Source organism: Nostocoides japonicum T1-X7, assembly GCF_001046855.1.
GTDB classification, from domain to species: Bacteria; Actinomycetota; Actinomycetes; order Actinomycetales; family Dermatophilaceae; genus Nostocoides; species Nostocoides japonicum.
Genome location: NZ_HF570958.1, coordinates 4,655,512 through 4,658,996, shown reverse-complemented (window position 1 = coordinate 4,658,996; position 3,485 = coordinate 4,655,512). Strand labels below are relative to the sequence as shown.

Below are 3,485 nucleotides of genomic sequence, written 5' to 3'. Positions count from 1 at the left end.
GTGAGGCTCGTCGCGACGGCCCGGCCGAGCGCCTCGGCCCGTCCGCGGGAGCGCCAGACGAACGCGACGACGACCCCCGCCGGGTCGTTCGTGGGACGCACCCGGACGCCGAGACGAGTCGTGCCGCCCGCTGCAGCCTCGGTGCGCAGCGCCCGCTCGACGACCCGCATGACGAACCGCTGGCGCGCGAGGGTGCCGGGCCGCCCCGGGTTGGCCCGACGCAGCCCGACGCGGCCCGCCAGCGCGACGAGGTCGGCGACCGGCGCGTCGAGGTACCCCGGCAGGGAGAGGGTCACCGTGACGGCGGGGCGGGGGAAGTAGAGGTTCGGCCCCTCGAGGACCCGCACCTCCAGCGCGGCCACGGGTGGCGTGGCATACGACACCTCGGTCATGGGCGTGAGGCTACCGGCGGTCTCACTGGCCCATCGCGTGGACTCCGCCGTCGACGTGGACGATCTCCCCCGTCGTCGCGGGGAACCAGTCCGACAGGAGGGCGACGCAGGCCTTCGCCGCGGGCACCGGGTCGTTGACGTCCCACCCGAGCGGCGCCCGCTCGTCCCAGACCTGCTCGAAGGCCTCGAACCCGGGGATCGACTTGGCCGCCGTCGTGCGGATGGGGCCCGCGGCGACGAGGTTGCACCGGACCTTCTTCGGGCCGAGGTCGCGCGCGAGATAGCGGTTCGTCGACTCGAACGCCGCCTTGGCGACACCCATCCAGTCGTAGACCGGCCAGGCGAACTTCGCGTCGAAGGTCAGCCCGACGAGGCTGCCGCCGTCGCCCATGAGCGGCAGGCTCGCCGTCGCGAGGGCCTTGAGCGAGTAGGCCGACGTGTGCAGCGCCGTCGCGACGTCGTCCCATCCGGCCGTGAGGAACTCGAAGGCCCCCTGAGGGGCGAAGCCGATCGAGTGGAGGACGCCGTCGAGATGGTCGACATGCTCGGCGACCCGCGTCGCGAGGGTCTCGAGGTGCTCGGTGTCGGTCACGTCGAGCTCGACGACCTCGGGTGTCGCCGGGAGGCGCTTGGCGATCGCCTGGGTGATCCGCATCGTCCGGCCGAAGGAGGTGAGGACGATCTCGGCCCCCTGCTCCTGCGCGAGCTTCGCGACGTGGAAGGCGATCGAGGAGTCCATGAGCACTCCCGTGATGAGCAGCTTCTTTCCCTCCAGCAGCATGGGCGGGTTCCTCTCAGGCGGGTGCGTGGTCGGTGGTCGGTGGTCGGGTGCGCTCGGGTCGTCTCGAGTGGCCTCGGGCGGGCTCGGGCGGGCTCAGTGGCCCATGCCGAGACCGCCGTCGACCGGGATGACGGCGCCGGTGATGTATGCCGCGTCCTCGCCGGCGAGGAAGCGCACCGCGGCGGCCACCTCCTGGGTCGCGCCGAAGCGGCCCGCGGGGATGGCGGCGAGGTAGGCCTCCTTGCGGTCCGGCGGCAGCGCGTCGGTCATGTCCGTCTCGATGAAGCCGGGTGCGACGACGTTCGCCGTGATCCCGCGGCCACCGAGCTCCCGGGAGATCGACCGGGCCAGGCCGACGAGAGCCGACTTGCTCGCCGCGTAGTTGGCCTGGCCGGGCAACCCGTAGAGGCCGACGACGCTCGAGATGAGGATGATCCGGCCGCGGCGCAGGCGGATCATCCCCTTCGTCGCCCGTCGCGCGCAGCGGAACGCCCCGCCGAGGTTCGTGTCGACGACGGAGTCGTACTCGTCGTCGCTCATCCGCATGAGAAGCTGGTCGCGGGTGATGCCGGCGTTGGCGACGAGGATGTCGACGGGGCCTTCGAGCCGTTGCTCCGCCTCGGCGAAGGCCGCGTCGACGGACGCGGTGTCGGTCACCTCGCAGCGGACGCCGACGAGGCCCTCCGGGGGCTCGCCGCTCCGGTACGTCACGGCGACGGCGTGGCCGGCCTCGGCGAGCGAGCGTGCGATGGCCAGGCCGATCCCGCGGTTCCCTCCGGTGACCAGTGCCCTACCCGTTGCTGACATCGTGCTCCTTCGCTGGACGTCGGGATGCCGCCGGCTCGCCGGCGCTGGTCCGACGCTAGTGGAACACTGCCCGCCCCCGCACCGTCGCCCACCCGGCATCCTCGCGCCGCCTGTGCCCAGCCCCGTCTTCGGAGTACCTCCCGGGGGTCCCACTCGTGAGCCCGCTACCCTGCCGCGCCGTGAGTCCGCTGCCTGCCGCGCCGTGAGTCCGCTACCTGCCGCGCCGTGAGTCCGCTACCTGCCACACCGTGAGTCCGCTACCTGCCCCGGACCTCGGCTTCCGCACGTGCCGAGAAGATGTCGTCCCGGTGTCCCCTCGACAGCAACAACTCGGCACGTGCGGGCTTGTCGTGGTCGTCGAACGCGGCGGCGCGGCGACGGTCCGCCTGGACCAGGTCGGTGGCGGCTCAGACATCCTTGTGGGGAAGATGGCAAGACCCCTGGCTCTGGCCATCTTCCCCACAAGCCATCAACGCACCGGCAGTGCCCCGACAAGCCCGCACCTGCCGCATCTCGTGGCGCCTGCCCGGTCCCGGTCTCCGCACGTGCCGAGAAGATGTCGTCCCGGTGTCCCCTCGACAGCGACAACTCGGCACGTGCGGGCTTGTCGTGGTCGTCGGACGCGGCGGCGGGGCGACGGTCCGCCTGGACCAGGTCGGTGGCGGCTCAGACATCCTTGTGGGGAAGATGGCAAGACCCCTGGCTCTGGCCATCTTCCCCACAAGCCATCAACGCACCGGCAGAGCCCCGGGAAGCCCGCACCTGCCGCATCGGGTCGCGGCACGTGCGGGCTTGTCGTGGCCACCTGACTCTTTCGACCACGAAAAGCCCACACCTGCCAAGGGGGTTGGGCGACCGGAGCCGTGGAGCCGGATGGGAGGTATCGTGAGGAGGTGAGGACGGAGGGCCACGACGAACGGCCCCGGCCGCAGGTGGTGACCACCGCGCCGGAGAATCTCCGCGACGAGCAGCGCGGTCGGATGCAGCGCTATCTGATCACGATGTCGATCCGCACCGCCTCCTTCGTGCTGGCCGTGCTCACCGAGGGCTGGCTGCGGTGGACCTTCGTCGTCCTTGCAGTCTTCCTCCCGTATATCGCCGTCGTCGCGGCGAACGCGGTGCGTCCGCGACCACTCGGCCGGGTCGACAAGCCCGGACCTGCTCCCGGCACCCATCAGATCCGCCCATGACCGAGATGCTGCGGTGCTCCGCCAAGGGCTGCCGCGCGGATGCGACCCAGGCTCTGCTGTGGAACAACCCGAGACTCCATGACACCGCGCGGCGCAAGGTGTGGCTCGCGTGTCCCGATCACGTGGAGTCCCTCGGCTCGTTCCTCGGGGTCCGCGGCTTCCTCCGCGACACCGTCCCCGTCGAGGCGATTCCTGTCGACGCCGGCTGACGACCACAACAGACTCCGCACGTGCGAAGAGGTCAGCGCACGTGCCGAGAAGTGTCCCGGCAGGTGTGAGGTTTCCGTGGTCGAACTCGCCCGGAGACCACGACAA

4 protein-coding genes and 1 pseudogene are annotated in these 3,485 nt (G+C 71.3%); 2 read left to right on the top strand and 3 right to left on the bottom strand.

The genetic code is table 11. From position 1 onward, the window contains the following. From BN12_RS21165 to fabG, 3 genes and pseudogenes are all read right to left on the bottom strand, one after another. Positions 1-392: pseudogene (locus tag BN12_RS21165) on the bottom strand (Mur ligase); the annotation flags it as partial. Between the two features lie 22 nt (positions 393-414). Further along, entirely contained in the window at positions 415-1,173 is a 759-nt protein-coding gene (fabI, locus tag BN12_RS21160) for an enoyl-ACP reductase FabI (RefSeq protein ID WP_048555552.1), read from the bottom strand. Between the two features lie 93 nt (positions 1,174-1,266). Further along, a complete protein-coding gene (gene fabG, locus BN12_RS21155; RefSeq protein WP_048555551.1) occupies positions 1,267-1,980 on the bottom strand; it encodes a 3-oxoacyl-ACP reductase FabG in 714 nt (237 codons plus the stop codon). An 893-nt stretch (positions 1,981-2,873) separates the two neighbouring features. Here fabG and BN12_RS21150 point away from each other — a divergent pair. Next, the gene (locus BN12_RS21150) at positions 2,874-3,170 is read left to right on the top strand and encodes a DUF3099 domain-containing protein (RefSeq protein ID WP_048555550.1); all 297 of its coding nucleotides are present in this window, start codon (positions 2,874-2,876) and stop codon (positions 3,168-3,170) included. Then, a complete protein-coding gene (locus BN12_RS21145) occupies positions 3,167-3,379 on the top strand; it encodes a hypothetical protein (protein WP_048555549.1) in 213 nt (70 codons plus the stop codon). The genes BN12_RS21150 and BN12_RS21145 overlap by 4 nt, the downstream gene beginning before the upstream one ends. Positions 3,380-3,485: the final 106 nt, after the last annotated feature.